The organism is Salmonella sp. SSDFZ69 (assembly GCF_004010755.1).
GTDB classification, from domain to species: Bacteria; Pseudomonadota; Gammaproteobacteria; order Enterobacterales; family Enterobacteriaceae; genus Salmonella; species Salmonella enterica.
Genome location: NZ_CP034831.1, coordinates 214399 through 231724, shown reverse-complemented (window position 1 = coordinate 231724; position 17326 = coordinate 214399). Strand labels below are relative to the sequence as shown.

The following is a 17326-nucleotide window of genomic DNA, read 5'->3' as shown; positions in this document are numbered from 1 at the left end:
GCGCTATGCGTTAAGCTGATGTCACTATGCGTTAAGCCCTGGGCGTTATGCGTTAAGTTCGGTGATAGAGGATGACTCGCCACTGCGTGGCTCGCCCTGCGGGCCGTTGCTGACGCAACGTTTTCTCGCTTCGCTCGGGTCGAACCTCTTGCCCCCGGAGGTTCTCATCCTCGTCAGGCTTCAGATACAAAAAAACCCTGCTCATTGAGCAGGGTTTCTGAATTTGGTCGGTGATAGAGGATTCGAACCTCCGACCCCTTCGTCCCGAACGAAGTGCGCTACCAGGCTGCGCCAATCACCGAATGCGGGCGCATCTTACTGCTCAGGCGCACGCCCGTCAATCCCTTAGTCGCAAAATACAATTCAATCGGCGAGAAAGTCGGCAGACAGCCTACTTCGCGGCGACTTTCTGCGCATCGGGAATATGGCACCAGTTGTTGTTCTGGTTAATGCCGCCATTCGGCGATGTATACCCCAGGCAGCCCATTATCGTATCGTACAGCTCCACATGACGACGCGGCACTTTGATCTCCGCCTGCTGTTTCAGGTGAGCAAACATCTGCGCATGTTGCGGACTGGCAAGATACTTATCCGACATCCATACCAGCATCGGAACACGGAATTGCTCCGGCGGCGCCATATTGCGCGGCGTACCGTGCAAATGTTCGCGTTCGTTAATCGACTCGCCGTGGTCAGCCGCGTAGAACACAATCGCTTTTTTATCACGTAGCTGATCGAACACACTGGTAATAAAGTGATCCACATAGGTCACGGAGTTATCGTAAGAGTTGATCATCTGCGCTTTCGTGCAGCCGCTATCGACCCCAATACATTCGGGCTTCCACTGAGCGTAGCTGCGCGGATAACGTTGCGTATAGTTAAAATGCGACCCCTTAGTATGCAGGATAATCAGATGCTTACCCTCCGGGTTCTGGGCAAGCGAGTTCTGCATCTCATCAATCAACAGCATGTCATCAACCGTTTTACCGCGGTTACGCGGCTCGGCGCCGATCTGCTCGCGGTAGGAGATATTATCCGCCATGGTATTGCTATAGAACCACATCTCGCTCTGCATGGCGTACAGATCGGAACTGAATCCGAGCTGTTTGAGTACGGCAAAAACATTCTGCTCTTTTAAGGTACGCTGCGGGTTATTATCCGCCCCGCCTTCCCGTACAAACATACAGCGTAAAGAAAGCTTCGTCGCGGTATCGCAGGAATAGCCGCGGAACGCCGCCAGATTTTTTTCCTGCGCCAGCTTCGGCGTGGTATTACGCTCGTAGCCGAAAATCCCCATGTGATCCCAACGGGTCGTCTCACCGATAATGAAAACGACGTAGGTGTCATCCCCATCCTTCGGCGCAACATAGGTAAATTTCCTGGCCGGGTTTATTAACGAATTATTGTCCGACGACTCATCTACCTGCGCCCAGGCATACAGCCCTAACGCAGATAACCAGTTTGAGGGCAGGTAGGAGTTCGCCACCACGCCGCCATAGCTGGGTAAGTCGATACCTGTCGCCCGTTCAACCTTTTTTTGCTGTACATCCAGCAGGCGGATAGGCGCCCACACCATTACGCCTGCGAGTATCACTACAGCGGCGCTGCGAAAACGCTGCCCCGGCGTACGTAGCTGGCGCAACAACGTGTAGCGACAGTGGTTACTCCAGATAAAGATGAGCGGAAGCACGCTCACGGCAATCAGCCACAATACGAAGTGCAGCCCCACCACCTCTTTCGAGAGATCGATATCGGTGGTCATAACAGACGCAATAATGCCGTAGCCAATCACCACGTTCAGGAAGGTCATGTAATAACTGGCGCCAGCGGAAAACAGCACCACCAGCGTGGCCAGCACGCGCCAGACGCGTCGGCCAAACAGTGAAAGAAGACGAAGTAAGAAGAAAGTGACCAGCACCGTGGCGCCAAGTTCGACAACTGCGGAGAGGCCTTTCCAAATGGTAAATTCTTGCGCATAACTGCCGAAACGGCGGTAAAACACGGCGCAATTCATAAACAGACCGATATAGAGCGCAAGCAAGAAACTAAGTTTCTGTTGCGTCATCGATTTAATGTATCTCATGCAAACAAACCCTGGGAATCGGGATAAAAACGACCTGTACAACGATTCTTTAATCAAACAGGTAAATATGCGGCTAACGCAGATGTAAGAAAGTCTACAAGCACGGTTAAGTAGACCACAAGCAGAGGGGAAAGTGGCAACGGAGAGTGTGATCGGAGAAGATTTTTACAAAAAATCACTAAAAATGGAAAAGGGCCAGCGAACTGGCCCTCAGTGATTATTCGTATGTGACGCTAAAATTCACCGTCGCATTCGCTGGGCCAACGGTGGCATCCGGCTTAACAGGCACATAGCTGGCGATATAGTTCAGCTTGTTAGTACCATCAAACCAGACGGTGTGTTCTACGGGCGTAGAGTCGGTACTGGAGGGGTATTGTTGCACCTCACCAGACGTTTTAATTTTTAACGCCACGCCCGTCGCGCCGCCGCTATCCAGGGCAAAAAGCGAGGGGTCAGTCGGGTCCGGAGAACCGTCCATCGTAACGCTGGCCTTTGTGGCATACGCGCAATCTTTTAAGCCGATGCTAAAGTTTTTCTGGTTCAGCTCTTTACCCACTTTTACCGGGCGCTGAAGCACCACAGTCTCCATATTGACGTCGATACTGTCGTTTTCCAGTTCACAGGTAGCCGCCTTAATAGTAATGGTAAAGTGGATATCACCAGCAGAACCGATATTCGACGGTGCCGCCATCGCGGAAGTGGTAAGCAGTAAACACGCTGGCATCAAAGCATGAAGGTTTTTCATCCTGCTTACTCCACATCAATACGCATGGTGGCAATTCCCTCGAAATCCCCGGCGGCCGGCAATTTGCCGGTGGTACTGATGGGGTAAGCCGAAATGGTCGTTGAGGCGGTACGGTGCGTGTCGTCAACAAGACCCGATACGCTCAGCTCCTGATTAACACTGGCGTCATTTGGCACCAAAATCTTACCGTTAGCGCCCTCAATGATGGCACCGATATCCGGGTTGCCCATGTCGATGGCATTCGAATCATTAGCGTTTGGCATTCCCTCAATACGCAGGAAGATCTTTACGCCATCGGAAATATTGGTGCATTTAAACTGCAGCTCTTTGGTGAATTTCGTGGCGTTCTTTGCAACTTGTCCTTTGCGATCTTTAAAATCACTGGCCTTAAATTCCCCAAACGGAATTTCCAGCGTGCTGCCGCTGGAGAGTTCACAGCCCTGTGGAACGATGATGCTCCCACTTAAATATACGGATGCCAACGGACTGGCGTTATAAACGTCTGATTTGTGGGTGCCAAACAAGTCCAGTATCTTTGTACTCGGTATTTGCAGCTCACCGACAAATGGTTGATTAATATAAAGGGATAATTTTCCTTTACTTCCTGTTGTGAACCGTACACCACCCTCATCACAGCCTGCTCTGGCGGCGGACAGATTATCTAAATTAGAAAATGGCGCTGTTTTATAATCCTGATAGTGTCCCTGAACCCAAACATCGACTGAAATCTGGATATTATTATTGATAATAAAATATTGACGTTCACCTTCGCTGTGGCCAAAAGCGAGGGGGGAAGTAGCTTTATAATATGTCGATGCCGTACCAGTCCCTGCTGGACATTCACAAACAGCATCGTAATCCCCCCCTAAATCCCACGACCAAAAATCACGGAAAACCATACCTGAGGCATTCTTTGACGTATCAGTGATGGTTTTGTTCAGCGTGGCCGAAAAAACATGGGTCCCGCCGTCAGGTGTACACGGCCCCCAATCCGCTGCCGCCAGCGCCTGACCAGAAAACAGCACCGACCCACCCAGCAGGCCCGCAAACATCATCAACTTTTTCAACATAATTGTTTCCTTCCCTGTTACCGGCAGACGGCATTCGCCATCACCACGCCGGTATTATCCTGTTGTTCCGGCAGCGTAAACGCCACGCGGCATTGCTGTGCCTGGTCTTTACCCCAGTTCACCTGAAGGGCACCTTTCTCCGGCATCCCGCTGATATAAAGCTGACCGTCTTCACCCACGATACTGCTGGACTCTTTTGTGGTATCCAGCAGCGTGGCGGTTGCACCAAACGGCACCGCTTTGCCATTGACCTGCGTCAGGTTCATCAGCACACGATAGCCCACTCGGGTATCGAAGCGGGCACGAACAATCGCGCCGCGCGTCGGCACTACGTTGACGGAGGCGGTATCCAGGTCAACCTGGTTGTTCAGGCTGTCGCTTCGCAGTGAGACTTCCGTTTCACGGTACGGAGTGAGATAAGGCACGACCGCATTACCCATCCAGTCCACTTCCACACCACCGTTGTTGATCACGTGCGCGCCGCGCGCCCCCGGTGCGGAGATAATGGCCATGGATTCACCCAGCGGTTGAGAAAGAGTGATACCTTCGCTATGGGCTATTACACCGCCGCGCAAACCGTAGTTCACCTGCTGGCCGTCACGGTTGTAGTTGTAACCCAGACTGGCGCTACCCACGCCGCCCTGGTAATCCAGGTTCACGCTGCCGCTGTTACCCACGCCGTTGCTGCCGTAGCCTTCCTGCACGCTATAGTTCAGGTTGTGGTCTTCCAGCGCGGTGCCGCTCACCCCTAACTGCTGGTTGGTTCGGCCATGCTGATCGGTCGTGAGGTGGTAGTTACTCCACACGCGCCCCAGTGGAATCGACATGGAGAATGACAGTAAACGATCGCTCTCATCCCATTCCGGGCTTTTCGTCCAGGTGTAAGCAATGCTGTAGTTCACGCGGCCAATACGACCGTTATAACCGGCATTCAGCGAACGCTGTTTACCTTCATCGTTCCAGTAGTCCTGCTGCGTGACGTTAAAATAGACCGAGCCCCAGGCGCCCAGTTGCTGCGTTACGTTGCCCTGAATCTGACTACGTTTGTGATACTGGCTATAAGAGCTGTCCGCATCGCTGCGCACATCCGTCGCTTCCTGGAAGGTGTAATAGCCGCTGGTCGAATACTTGTAACCCAGCAGACGGAAATCGGTACCGCTGTTAAAGCTCTTGGAGTAGAGGAAACGATAAGACTGACCTTCCGAATTCTCCTCATTTGCCAGCTTGCTTTTTGCCTGGGTTACATCGATGGAGATCGCGCCGATATAACCGAAGTTTTTACCTAATCCTCCCGCCAGCGAGTAATAGTCGTCAGAGAAGATCGCACCACCGTAAACGGTAAAGCCATATGGCAGGCCGTACATGGCATCAAGCTGCCCGAATTTCGGCTCGGCGCTGTTATAGTTCCCGGCACGGTATTCCCCGGCGGAAAGGCTGTACTTGAGATGGCCTTCACGCTGGAGGAGCGCCACCGAGGAGAACGGCTGAACGAACTTCTGCTCACTGCCGTCCGATTCTTTAATGGTGACCGTCAGGTCGCCGCTGTTTGAGGTTGGATACAGGTCGTTAATTTCAAACGCACCCGGCTGAACAAACGTACGGTAAATAACGTAGTTGTTCTGCTCAACGGTGACTTCGGCGTTACTTTTGGCAATACCCCGGATGACGGGCGCAAACCCGCGCTGGCTGTCAGGCAGCATCTCTTCGTCGGAAGTTAACTGCACCCCGCGCATCTGAACGCTGTCAAAAATATCACCGGCGGTGGAGGTATCCCCCAACGTCAGTTGTGATTTCAGCGGCACAATGGCACGGCTTAGGGATGTGCCAATGTTATCCCATGTGTTGTTACCGTCGTTTCGCGTCCAGGTACTATAGTTACGTAATCGCCATGCCCCCAGGTTCATACCGCTGCGCAGGTTCAGATAGTAGCTGTCGCTGTTGTAGTTGGTATCACTGTCGTGCGCGTCATAGCTGGCGTTGCTGCCGGAGAAGTTATAATCCACCAGCAGGGCATTCACCCCTTCGTCCCACTGCGATTCTGGCACCGTACCGCGCGCTGTCTGCTTCATCGCAGCCTGCGGGAAGCTCATGATCAGGGTCTGGTCTGCAAAATCGAAATGGCTGGCGGCCTGGGGAATAATGTCGTCAAAAGCAACACAGGCTTCAGGCGGGGCCATTTTCAGCGCTGGGAAGCTATCAATACGCACGCCCATATCTTCAAGCTGCACGCGGCTTAAGCACGGCACCAGGGATTCACCCATTTTTGCGCGCTGCGCCTCTGTCGCTGCCTTAAACTCCAGGGTGCGAGACTCCATTTTTTTTTCGTTGACCACCACCGAGACGCGGTATTTACCTGGCAGGTGTTCAGCTTTATTGGATTCATACATTGAAAGGTCAACGTGCTGATCAATACCCGGCACATCCTCCAGAAAGCGCGGGTTAAATGTTCCCGCATACGCGGGGAGCGTACTCGCTATCATCAGCGCAAGCGCAGACTGCGTGAAACGCGAGGTCTTATTGCCCAGAGGAAGATGCGTCCATGTCATAGTAATAATCCTTTAAAACGTGTTAGTTAACGCGCTGTGTCAACATGTCGCCAGCCGTGCCAAAGTCATTAATAATGTTGTATTTAACTTCGCTTACCTTGCCGGTGCCGGCTGGCAGTTCAATATTCAATGAGCCTTTTGCCGGAACCATTCCCGTTTTTTCAATATCACGGCCGTTGGCATAAAATTTATTAAACGTCAGGTTAAAGGCAGATGGGTTTTCCACTTTGATCTGGTTAGCCCCTGCGCTGGTGAACTGCAGTTTGTTCCAGCCGTCCATGCTATTGCCTTTCAGGCCCGCCGGACGATAGAACAGTTTTAAGCGGGTACGTACGGCGATCTGCAGTACGTTTTTAGCTTCCGCGTCTTCACTTTTGGCAGGAATAGCTTTTACGTTAATCCAATAAACGGACTCGCGATCCTGCGGTAACGTGCTCGTCGTATTAACAATACGTAAAACGTTATTTTTAGTCGGGCTTAATTTAAATAACGGTGGAGTGATGATAAAGGGCGTCTTTTTATTACCGTTAGCATCATCAATCCATGACTGAATGAGAAATTCATCCGTGGTGCTTTTATTATTTACCGTAAGAGAAGCTTCCTTTCTACTACCGTCATAAATAACACGTGTGCTGCTTAATGCCACGCCACCGGCAAAACTGTTTTGAGCAATCAGCGCCAGCACCAGTGCTGTGCAAGATATCAAACGTGAGCGGTTCATGATTCTCTTCCTGAGCCTCCGCTGGAAAAAATGGCAACGGGATTTCCGTTGCCATTATGATTGACTGTATTAACGAAAATTCGATTATTCGTAGGACAGGTTGAAGTCCACTTCTGCGTTACCGTAACCAGTGGTTACAGTATCTTTTGTTGCAACGTAGTTAGCGGTGTAGTACAGCACGGTCTGACCAGCAGCCAGCGTAGTGGTGGATTTACCGGTGTTCATTTCAACAAGCTTGTTAGCGTTGTCGTAGATACCGATGCCCACGCCAGTTGCCGCACCTGCTTCAGTGTTAACAGAAACCAGTGTCGCGTCGTCTGCATCTCCAACGCCAGCGAAGCTCACGTTAACTTTGGTTTGAGAGGTGATGTCACAGTCTTCCAGTTTGATTTGGAAAGGCTTGGAAACAGATTTATCGCCAATGGCTTTGAAGATATTTTTCTTCACCTGACCCAGCACAACTTCCTGGTTCTGAGAGTCAGTAGAAACGACGCATGGCGCGTCAACGATTTCACCGGTGAATTTAATGGTGCCGTCACCAGATTCAGCAGCAAAAGCAGAAGTGGAAACTACAGCGAGAGCAGACAGAGCAAAAACAACTTTTTTCATTAAAAACTCCATTTATGACGGTAGATAACAGAACGCATCCTTAGGATTATCTGCATTCTGTGAGGAAATGGAGTGTATAGAGGTGGGTATTGGATACAATAATTAGTATATATAAAAATAATTTTTAGTTAATCTTAAAAAAAATAGAAATCAATATGTTACAAATGTAACGTACATAAATGTAAATTTTTATTAAGAATAAATTAATATAAATAATATATTATTTCTTCTGACTCATAAATAAGTTAAATGCCTTCCTTATTTATTAGACGTTTTTTTAACTACAATTGATTAGGCATTTGTGCTAAATAAAAAAAATAGCACCAAATGGGTGCGCTGTATGCCTGGTGTTGCATGTGTTACGCAGACGCTTCGCTAACCCCCTCCCGCTGCGGCTGGCGAATAGTGGTGGAAACTGCCAGCAAGATGATTAACAGTGCAAAGATAACGCAGAAGGTTAGCACCCTACTTCCGCCACAAGATCTGTTATCACAGCGTTTCGATGGTAATTTTTAAGTTAAAACCTGGCGCTCACCCCCAGGGTATACAAATAATCACTATCCGTAGCGCTGTTTTCCGCCTGGGAAAACGCCGCATACGCCGCCATGTGCGGGTTAAGTAACACGTCCGCGCCTACGGTGACATCCAACCAGTTTCCCGCCTGATTTCCTGCGGTCATACGACTCAACCCGGACTGCGCTTTCCAGATATTTTCCCCAAACTGTTGGTTATAGCTGATTTGCGCCCAGGGACGGACATCGCCGAACTGCGAGTTTACCCGCCAGCCTAACGTACTGACGCTGGCGTGCCATAACGGATCGGTAAGTGCTAATGTCGTCGCGCTATCGCCATATTCGTTATACATTGATGACGTCGAACCGTCGTAATGCAACGCCGCGACCGGCCCAGTGGTCCACGCGTCGGGAAAGCGGAAAATTCCAGCCCATACTGATACCGCTGGTCGCATCAAGCGGGTTTTCATCCGCCAGGCTAAGCACCGGACCCACCGTATTTTGCGTAGACTGAATACGTTCGGCCAGTATGTCGTTGTAATTCGGTTGGTGATCGCTGTCCCAGGTATAGCGTTCCGTCGTATGCCCCGGAGCCGCTTCAGCGATATATTCTTGTTGCCAGGCATACTGTATTGATAAAAAACGAGCAGGCCATAAGGCCCGCCAGACAACGCAATGTCCGGCGACCACGGCGTTTTCTTACAATCATCAACGCGACTCCAGAGTAGAGCCGAATTCGGCGATATTATTGTCATTGAATGAAGGATGTCGGGCATCAGCCCTGTATTAACTATTGTCCTTTTAGCGAGCCCGTCAAGGGCGGGTTGAAGGAAATTTTCGCGGTAACCACAATAACGAGGAAGTCTATGCAGCGTTGCGACTGGGTCAGCCAGGACCCCCTTTATATTGCCTATCATGATAACGAGTGGGGCGTACCGGAGACTGACAGCAGAAAGCTGTTTGAAATGATCTGTCTTGAAGGTCAACAGGCCGGTTTATCCTGGATCACCGTGCTTAAAAAGAGGGAGAACTACCGCGCCTGTTTTCATCAGTTTGACCCGTACGCATCGCAGCTATGCAGGAGGAGGATGTTGAACGCCTGCTGCAGAACACGGGCATCATACGACATCGCGGTAAAATTCAGGCCATTATCAGTAACGCCCGCGCCTGGCTTGCGATGGAGCAAAACGGCGAGTCTTTCGCCGATTTTGTCTGGTCATTCGTTGATGGCCAGCCGCAGATCACCCAGGCGGCCAGCCTGGATGAGATCCCTACCTCAACACCTGCGTCCGATGCGCTTGCTAAGGCATTGAAAAAACGCGGTTTCAAGTTTGTCGGTACGACTATCTGTTACTCCTTTATGCAGGCGTGCGGACTGGTCAACGACCATATTACCGGCTGTTTTTGCCATCCGGGAGAAAAACATGATTCGCAAATCCCAGAGTGAAGACATGGCGTCTATTCTGGCGCTGTGGATGAAAAGTACCATTTATGCCATCCCTTTATCGAAGAACGTTACTGGCACGAGAGCGAAGCAATTGTACGCGACGTCTATTTACCCGCCGCGCAAACCTGGGTATGGGAGGAAAATGGGCAACTGAAAGGCTTCGTCAGCGTACTGGAAGCCCGTTTTGTCGGGGCGCTGTTTGTCGCCCCCGACGCGTTAAGACACGGCATTGGCAAAGCGCTTCTGGAATATGTCCAGCAACGTTTTCCTCTGCTGAGCCTTGAGGTTTACCAGAAAAATCAATCCGCCGTAAACTTCTACCATGCGCTTGGTTTTCGTATTGAAGATAGCGCCTGGCAGGAGGATACCGCCCACCCCACCTGGATTATGAGTTGGCAGGCGGATCAAACGCCGTAAGCGGTAGCGCCGGGCCGGTATATTTCTCAAACCAGACCAGCGCGGTGTTGCCCGCACAACCGTTCCCCAGCCGGGAACTGGGAAGATCTTTTGTCAGGACGTTTACCGCGCCGTTTTTGCATATGCCGCCTGCGGTAGGTTCAGGGTCCGGCCATGCGCCTTCGTGAATACAGATCACGCCAGGCCGAATTCCGTCGGTAACGACCGCGCCCGCCAGAACCTGCCCGCGATGATTCCAGACACGTACCGTATCGCCATCGACGATTCCGCGCGTTGTCGCATCCTGCGGATGAATCGTCACCGGTTCGCGTCCGGCTACCGCATACCGCTCCCGTAATGAACTGTAGTTGAGCTGGCTATGCAGACGGTGCGCCGGATGCGCGGAAAGTAGCTGAACCTGCCCCGCATCGGCGTTCCCGTGCCACTCATCCGGCACCAGCCACATCGGATGACCGGGACAATCCGCGTAACCATAGCTGGCAATGCGCGTAGAATAGATTTCGATTTTGCCGCTGGCCGTTTTTAGCGGATGGTTATCAGGATCGCGGCGAAAATCCGCGAAGCGCACAAACTGCGCGTTGGCGGGATTTTCCGGCATCTCCAGTAAACGGTTAGCCTGCCAGAATGCGGCAAACGGCGGCAGCGTCACCCCCTGACTGGCGCCACGCTGGGCGGCAATATTGTAGAAAGTCTCCAGCCACGCCAGCTCGCTTTTTCCTTCGGTGAACCGAGCGTAACCACCGGCTTCCCACCGTTCGCTCAGTTCAGCAAAAACGTCAAAATCATTCCGCGCCTCCCACCGGGGCGACACGACCTGCTTCATCGGCGCCAAATGCTGATTGCTATAGTCGCCGGTCATGGTTAAATCGTTACGCTCATAGCTGGTGGTCGCAGGCAGAACAATATCCGCGTGTTTCGCGGCGGCCGTCCAGAAACATTCCGAGATAACGACCAGTTCCGGTTTTTGCCACGCGCGAATCAGACGGTTGGTATCCTGATGATGAGTAAAGTTCGCGCCGCCCGCCCACCAGATAAAACGAATATCCGGGAAGCGGCGATCCATCCCATTGTGTTGGTAAAACCCACCGGGGTTTTCCAGCGCCTCGACAATACGCGCCACCGGTATTTTATCTACCGCATCGACCCCGCCAGGGATGCTTCCCTGCATCGAGGCTAACACGGCGGCGCGGCGCGTCGGGTTTCCGCCGTTAGCAAAATGATAAGAAAAACCAAACCCGCCGCCAGGCGTACCAATTTGCCCCAGCATTGCGGCCAGCGTAACGATCATCCAGTGCTTTTGCTCGCCGAACTGCTGACGCTGCATTCCCCAACCAGCCATCAACATGGTGGTGTTATGATGAAATATTTCCGCCAGTTCGCGGATTTTCACCGCAGAAATGCCGCAAATTTCCGCCGCCCATTCCGCTGTTTTGGCCGTACCGTCGGTCGTGCCCAAAAGATAGTCGACGAAGCGGTCATAACCCGTCGTGCAGCGGGCAAGGAACGTTTCATCCTGCCAACCGTTTTCCACCAGCGTATGGGCGATTCCCAACATTAACGCCACATCGGTGCCCATATGTGGGGCGATCCACTCCATCTTATCGCCAAAAAAGTCGACGCTTTCCGATCGCATCGGATCGATGCAGATCAGGCGCTTGCCGCTTTGTCGCAACGCCGCAAAATAGTCGAGCCCCTGTTCATCCGAGGCATTCCAGGCAATTTTCAGAGTATTCAGCGGGTTCGCGCTCCAGAGCACCACCACATCGCTGTGTTCCAGCACCACCGGCCAGCTAGTCTGCTGCTGGTAAACCTCGTTACCACCCACCACATAAGGCATGATAACCTGCGCCGCGCCGGTGGAATAATCGCCAAGATGGCCGGTATACCCTCCCGCCAGCGCCATGTAACGCTGCAATAGCGTAGCCGCTTTATGCAATACGCCGTTCGAACGCCAACCGTAGGAGCCGGCGAAGATGGACGATGGCCCATAACTTTCGCGAATACGTTTGTGCTGAGCGTGGATCAGATCCAGCGCGTCATCCCAACTTACGCGAACAAACTCATCCTGCCCGCGTATGCCTTGCGGCTTATCGGGAGAAGCCAGGAACCCTTTACGCACCATCGGGAAGCGAACCCGCGTTTTACTGTGTACCTGGTCATGCACAACGGTTTGCAGGGAGTTCTGGTGTGCCGTCGGGAGTTCGCCATACGAGGCAAAAATGCGTTCTCCGTCGGTTTCAACGCGGACTGGCCCCAGTGTGCGGCGGTCAATACCGAATGACGCGATGGTGCGTGGGTCAAGGTTCGCTCCTGAATTATTGGGATTATTTATTTTGCCGATCAATGTTACTTACAAATTTCAGAGTTTTCCCTGGAATTTTCTTCATGTGCAGACGTCATAATCAACCGCCACGGTCGCTGTGGTAAAAATAAAAAAGTGATAAGGATTTAAGATGAAAAAACGTGTATTTGTGATTGCTGCCATCGTGAGCGGCGCCCTGGCAGTATCTGGCTGCACAACAAACCCTTACACCGGCGAGCGCGAAGCAGGTAAATCCGGCATTGGCGCGGGTATTGGATCGCTGGTCGGCGCAGGCATCGGCGCGCTCTCCTCCTCCAAAAAAGATCGCGGTAAAGGCGCACTGATTGGCGCGGCGGCTGGCGCGGCGCTGGGCGGCGGCGTGGGTTACTACATGGACGTACAGGAAGCGAAACTGCGTGACAAAATGCGGGGCACAGGCGTTAGCGTGACGCGAAGCGGCGATAATATCATTCTGAATATGCCGAATAATGTCACCTTCGACAGCAGCAGCGCGACGCTGAAACCGGCAGGCGCTAACACGCTGACCGGCGTGGCGATGGTGCTGAAAGAGTATCCCAAGACCGCCGTCAATGTGGTGGGCTACACCGACAGTACCGGTAGCCACGATCTGAATATGCGTCTGTCGCAGCAGCGTGCTGACTCCGTCGCCAGTTCGCTGATCACCCAGGGCGTCGACGCCAGCCGTATCCGTACCAGCGGAATGGGTCCGGCGAACCCGATCGCCAGCAACAGTACGGCAGAAGGTAAAGCGCAAAACCGCCGCGTCGAAATTACCTTGAGTCCATTGCAGTAAACTACCGTACCGGGTAAGGCGGCATGCTTTACCCGGCCTGCATTATTCCCTCGCCAGACCGGATACACCTCGCATTATTCGGTATTCATTCACCATTTACCACGATACGGCTGCCGACAGCGGGAAAATCGGCTGGTCGATTATTGCTAAGCGGGTTAATAATAAGCCTGTTCCGGTTGGCGCATGCCGCGCTTACCTTTTGATTTACGGAGAGTCGCATGAAGCCGTCCATCATTCTCTACAAAACCCTGCCTGATGATTTGCTGCATCGCCTGGAGGCGCATTTTACCGTCACCCAGGTACCGAACCTGCATCCGGAAACGGTCGCGCGACACGCGCAGGCATTTGCCAGCGCGCAAGGCCTTCTGGGCGCCAGCGAAACCGTTAACCGCGCGCTGCTGGAAAAAATGCCGGCGCTACGCGCGGCGTCGACCATCTCGGTGGGATACGATAATGTCGAAGTGGACGCCCTTACTGCCCGCAAAATAGTCCTGATGCACACGCCTACCGTTTTGACGGAAACCGTTGCCGATACGGTGATGGCATTGATGCTGGCCACTGCCCGCCGCGTGGTGGACGTCGCAGAACGGGTTAAGGCGGGTGAATGGACAGAAAGCATTGGCCCGGCGTGGTTTGGCGTCGATGTGCATCACAAAACACTCGGTATCATTGGGATGGGGCGTATCGGGATGGCGCTGGCGCAGCGAGCGCACTTTGGGTTTACCATGCCGGTTCTCTATCACGCTCGTCGGCGGCATCAGGAGGCGGAAGACCGGTTTAACGCCCGCTACTGCGATCTGGATACGCTGTTGCAGGAGGCTGATTTTGTCTGCGTGATCCTGCCGCTAACGGCAGAAACGCGACATCTGTTTGGCGCAACACAGTTTGCCAGAATGAAATCGTCCGCCATTTTTATTAATGCCGGACGCGGCCCGGTGGTCGATGAAAACGCGCTGATTGCCGCGCTGCAAAACGGTGAAATATATGCGGCAGGTCTGGATGTCTTTGAGCATGAACCGCTATCTGTGGATTCCCCCCTGCTGAACATGTCTAATGTCGTCGCGGTGCCGCATATTGGCTCGGCAACGCATGAGACGCGCTACAATATGATGGCCTGTGCGGTGGATAATTTGATTGATGCGCTGCAGGGAAAAATAGAGAAGAACTGCGTCAACCCGCAGGCGGCGGGATAACGCTACAGGCCCGATAAGCGCTGGCTTGCGCTTATCGGGCAGACTGTCATTACTGGGTTGCGTTTACCGCCGCCGTCCAGGCCTGATTAAACGCCTGATGCTGCGAGGCCAACGGCCCAATCAACGCATTATATTGGCTGGCCTGCTGTGAGGTCGGGAACTGAATGCCGTTCGCGACGAAGCTCACCTGCTCGCCCTGTTGCGCAATATAATCGCCCACTTGTACCAACTGCTGCGTAAAGATCTGCGCCGCCGGGATCAGCGGCTGCAAAGCATCTGCCGGCACGGTGACTACTTTTTTGTAGACCTGATCAAACACAGGTTTCAGGTCATCGGCCTGCTTTAACGCGCCATGCGCGGCATCAGCCTGCAGTTTTGCATTCTGCAACTGTTGCGCCAGCACGCCTAACGAACCATTTGCCTGCCGCAGCGGCTCGCGTTGCGTCATATAATCCTGCGGAACGCGGATGGCGTTAACGCTATCGACCACCGGGCGCAGACCGGAATCCATCGCCTGGTTTACCTGCTGCGAGTAGCCATACAGTATCGCGTAATCAGACACGAACGGACCAAACTGTTTTTTCTGATCGGCCGTCAGCGTTGGTAAACGCTCTCCGCTACGCATTGCTGTATTCTGCAGGAAATCGACAAACGCTTTGCGCTGATCGCCTTCTTTATCAAAACACCCGCTCAGGCTAAACACCATTAATAACGCCACAACAGGCGCAAACCAGCGAGAGCAGGACTTACCTGTCGCCATTGTTAATACTCCTTTCACCCAAAAATGCACACAACGACACCTGCGTGCCTGACGGCTTACAAGGATAGTCCAGGTCAGGCTTGCAGGATACCCTTTCCACGCGATCTTGTAGCGGAAAATTATGTTTATCTGCATCAATGCTTAATTTGTTATTTTATTGTTAATTTTTGGCCTGACACTGCGATAAAAAACGCGGCAAGAAAGCTTTCCAGCGGGGAGTGTAATATTTTTTTAATCTTTACAATTATTTTCTGAAAGACGGATATACCTTCCTGGATCAAATTGTTAGCGTCCTAAAAGTCGCGTAGCGTAAGGCATCGAAACGAATCGATAGCGCTTCCTGGCGGCGCGTCGCCCCCCACCCGCAAGTTTCCCGACTATTCTTAAGAGGCTTCGATGCACTTCACGATCCCGCTGTGTGATTTACAGGAGTTCTCAATGGAATATAAAGATCCGATGTTTGAGCTGCTGAGCAGCCTGGAACAAATTGTTTTTAAAGATGAAACGCGAAAGATCACCCTGACGCAAAAACCCAATCCTTTTACCGAATTTGAACAGTTACGGAGAGGAACGGGACTAAAAACAGATGAATTCGCCAGAGCGCTGGGCGTAACGGTTGCCATGGTTCAGGAATGGGAATCGAAACGCGAAAAACCCACGCCAGCAGAGCTCAAATTGATGCGCCTGATACAGGCGAACCCACGCTTAAGTAAGCAATTGATGGAGTAACTTTTACCCCTTTCTGTTTTAACGGTCCTGCGTAAGGACCGTTTTCCCCGCCCGATTCCTGACCTGGAGAAATAAAGTAAAATAAAAGTTGCATCGCCCGGCATTACATGAGTTAATGTGCTCAACGGTTTGACGTACAGACCATTAAAGCAGTTTAGTAAGGCAAGTCCCTTCAAGAGTTATCCATTAGATACCCCTCGTAGTGCGCATTTCCTTAACGCTTAAAAAATCTGTAAAGCACGCCATAACGCCGAAAGGCACACTTATTTTTTAAAAGGTAATACACTATGTCCGGTAAAATGACTGGTATCGTAAAATGGTTCAACGCTGATAAAGGCTTCGGCTTTATTACTCCTGATGACGGTTCTAAAGACGTGTTCGTACACTTCTCCGCTATTCAGAACGATGGTTACAAATCTCTGGACGAAGGTCAGAAAGTTTCCTTCACCATCGAAAGCGGCGCTAAAGGCCCGGCAGCTGGCAACGTAACCAGCCTGTAAGCTTAAAAAGCTCAGAATTTTGAATCCCTGCCTGATGGCGGGGATTTTTTTATTCCAATTCCCCCCTCTCCCCCAGCATAACTTTGCATTACTTTACCCTGCGTCCCTTTGACCTTTCCCTTAGGGGAACCCCTATAGTAGGCAAGGAGATTGTTCACAAGGAATTGAAGTTATGTCGAAATCATCATGGTTATTACTTTTGGGTTTATGCGCCAGCGGCTCCGCGCTTGCGGCATCCTCAGAATCCGCTTTTCTGGCGCAACATGGGCTGGCGGGAAAAACGGTTGAGCAGATCGTGGATTCGATTGATCAGACGCCGCAGAGCCGTCCTTTGCCTTACTCCGCGTCGATTACCAGTACCGAACTCAAATTATCTGACGGAGAGCAGATTTATACGCTGCCGTTAGGCGACAAATTCTATCTCTCTTTTGCGCCCTATGAATGGCGGACACACCCCTGTTTTAACCACAGCCTTTCCGGCTGTCAGGGAGAAATGCCGAATAAACCGTTCACTGTAAAAGTGACAGACAGTAAAGGCGCTGTCATCGTACAAAAAGAGATGCAAAGCTATCGAAACGGATTTATCGGTGTTTGGCTACCGCGCAATATGGAAGGGACGCTCGAAGTAAGCTACAACGGTAAAACGGCGTCACATGCCATTGCCACCAGTGATGACAGCCAGACCTGTCTGACGGAATTACCATTACGTTAAAAAAATGCCCGATAACATAATGGGTTATCGGGCCTATAAAACGCCAACAAGATAAAATTAGCAGAGTGCCTTGAGAATGCATAACGCCACAAGAATGGCAGAGGTGGGCTCACTTTGTACTGACCCAAAAACCTGGACAGATTAACCGAGGCATCAGCGAAAGAGT

Annotated in this window: 12 protein-coding genes, 1 tRNA gene, 1 other RNA gene and 4 pseudogenes; 7 read left to right on the top strand and 11 right to left on the bottom strand. The window is 51.9% G+C overall.

The window, feature by feature from the left end; all coding sequences use genetic code 11:
* Positions 1-55: 55 nt before the first annotated feature.
* From EOS98_RS01115 to EOS98_RS01075, 9 genes and pseudogenes are all read right to left on the bottom strand, one after another.
* Positions 56-189: non-coding RNA, RtT sRNA (locus tag EOS98_RS01115), on the bottom strand.
* A gap of 35 nt (positions 190-224) precedes the next feature.
* A tRNA-Pro gene (locus EOS98_RS01110) sits at positions 225-301 on the bottom strand.
* Between the two features lie 90 nt (positions 302-391).
* A complete protein-coding gene (gene eptB, locus EOS98_RS01105; RefSeq protein ID WP_116525696.1) occupies positions 392-2083 on the bottom strand; it encodes a kdo(2)-lipid A phosphoethanolamine 7''-transferase in 1692 nt (563 codons plus the stop codon).
* A gap of 217 nt (positions 2084-2300) precedes the next feature.
* A complete protein-coding gene (lpfE, locus tag EOS98_RS01100; RefSeq protein WP_017441629.1) occupies positions 2301-2828 on the bottom strand; it encodes a long polar fimbrial protein LpfE in 528 nt (175 codons plus the stop codon).
* A 5-nt stretch (positions 2829-2833) separates the two neighbouring features.
* Positions 2834-3898, bottom strand: coding sequence for a long polar fimbrial protein LpfD (gene lpfD / locus EOS98_RS01095; RefSeq protein ID WP_126523761.1), 1065 nt, complete (start codon positions 3896-3898; stop codon positions 2834-2836).
* Between the two features lie 17 nt (positions 3899-3915).
* On the bottom strand, positions 3916-6444 hold the full coding sequence (lpfC, locus tag EOS98_RS01090) for an outer membrane usher protein LpfC (RefSeq protein WP_126523760.1): 2529 nt from the start codon (positions 6442-6444) through the stop codon (positions 3916-3918).
* Positions 6445-6466: 22 nt separating this feature from the next.
* Complete coding sequence (gene lpfB / locus EOS98_RS01085; RefSeq protein ID WP_001082125.1) at positions 6467-7165, bottom strand: long polar fimbrial chaperone LpfB; 699 nt, start codon at positions 7163-7165, stop codon at positions 6467-6469.
* Positions 7166-7249: 84 nt separating this feature from the next.
* Positions 7250-7774, bottom strand: a complete 525-nt coding sequence (gene lpfA / locus EOS98_RS01080) for a long polar fimbria major subunit LpfA (RefSeq protein ID WP_001518613.1) — start codon at positions 7772-7774, stop codon at positions 7250-7252.
* A gap of 517 nt (positions 7775-8291) precedes the next feature.
* Positions 8292-8995, bottom strand: a pseudogene (locus tag EOS98_RS01075) (autotransporter domain-containing protein).
* A gap of 49 nt (positions 8996-9044) precedes the next feature.
* Between EOS98_RS01075 and tag the strand changes: the two are divergent.
* Together tag and EOS98_RS01065 are read left to right on the top strand one after the other, a co-directional pair.
* Positions 9045-9733, top strand: a pseudogene (gene tag, locus EOS98_RS01070) (DNA-3-methyladenine glycosylase I).
* Positions 9711-10150 (top strand): annotated as a pseudogene (locus EOS98_RS01065) (N-acetyltransferase). Before tag ends, EOS98_RS01065 begins: the two co-directional pseudogenes overlap by 23 nt.
* Here EOS98_RS01065 and EOS98_RS01060 read toward each other — a convergent pair.
* Positions 10119-12451 (bottom strand): annotated as a pseudogene (locus tag EOS98_RS01060) (molybdopterin guanine dinucleotide-containing S/N-oxide reductase). The pseudogenes EOS98_RS01065 and EOS98_RS01060 sit on opposite strands and share 32 nt — an antisense overlap.
* Before the next feature lie 152 nt (positions 12452-12603).
* Between EOS98_RS01060 and EOS98_RS01055 the strand changes: the two are divergent.
* Positions 12604-13266, top strand: a complete 663-nt coding sequence (locus EOS98_RS01055; protein ID WP_000747548.1) for an OmpA family lipoprotein — start codon at positions 12604-12606, stop codon at positions 13264-13266.
* A 218-nt stretch (positions 13267-13484) separates the two neighbouring features.
* Complete coding sequence (ghrB, locus tag EOS98_RS01050) at positions 13485-14459, top strand: glyoxylate/hydroxypyruvate reductase GhrB (RefSeq protein ID WP_000804684.1); 975 nt, start codon at positions 13485-13487, stop codon at positions 14457-14459.
* A gap of 49 nt (positions 14460-14508) precedes the next feature.
* On the opposite strand, the gene EOS98_RS01045 is transcribed toward ghrB, so the two are convergent.
* Positions 14509-15219 (bottom strand): DUF3053 domain-containing protein, encoded by a 711-nt coding sequence (locus EOS98_RS01045; protein WP_000190524.1) that lies wholly within the window; start codon positions 15217-15219, stop codon positions 14509-14511.
* Between the two features lie 438 nt (positions 15220-15657).
* Here EOS98_RS01045 and EOS98_RS01040 point away from each other — a divergent pair, with 438 nt between their 5' ends.
* From EOS98_RS01040 to cueP, 3 genes are all read left to right on the top strand, one after another.
* Entirely contained in the window at positions 15658-15948 is a 291-nt protein-coding gene (locus EOS98_RS01040) for an HTH-type transcriptional regulator (protein ID WP_000455790.1), read from the top strand.
* Positions 15949-16235: 287 nt separating this feature from the next.
* On the top strand, positions 16236-16448 hold the full coding sequence (gene cspA, locus EOS98_RS01035; protein WP_000014594.1) for an RNA chaperone/antiterminator CspA: 213 nt from the start codon (positions 16236-16238) through the stop codon (positions 16446-16448).
* A 172-nt stretch (positions 16449-16620) separates the two neighbouring features.
* Positions 16621-17160, top strand: coding sequence for a copper-binding periplasmic metallochaperone CueP (gene cueP / locus EOS98_RS01030; RefSeq protein WP_126523758.1), 540 nt, complete (start codon positions 16621-16623; stop codon positions 17158-17160).
* Positions 17161-17326 lie beyond the last annotated feature (166 nt).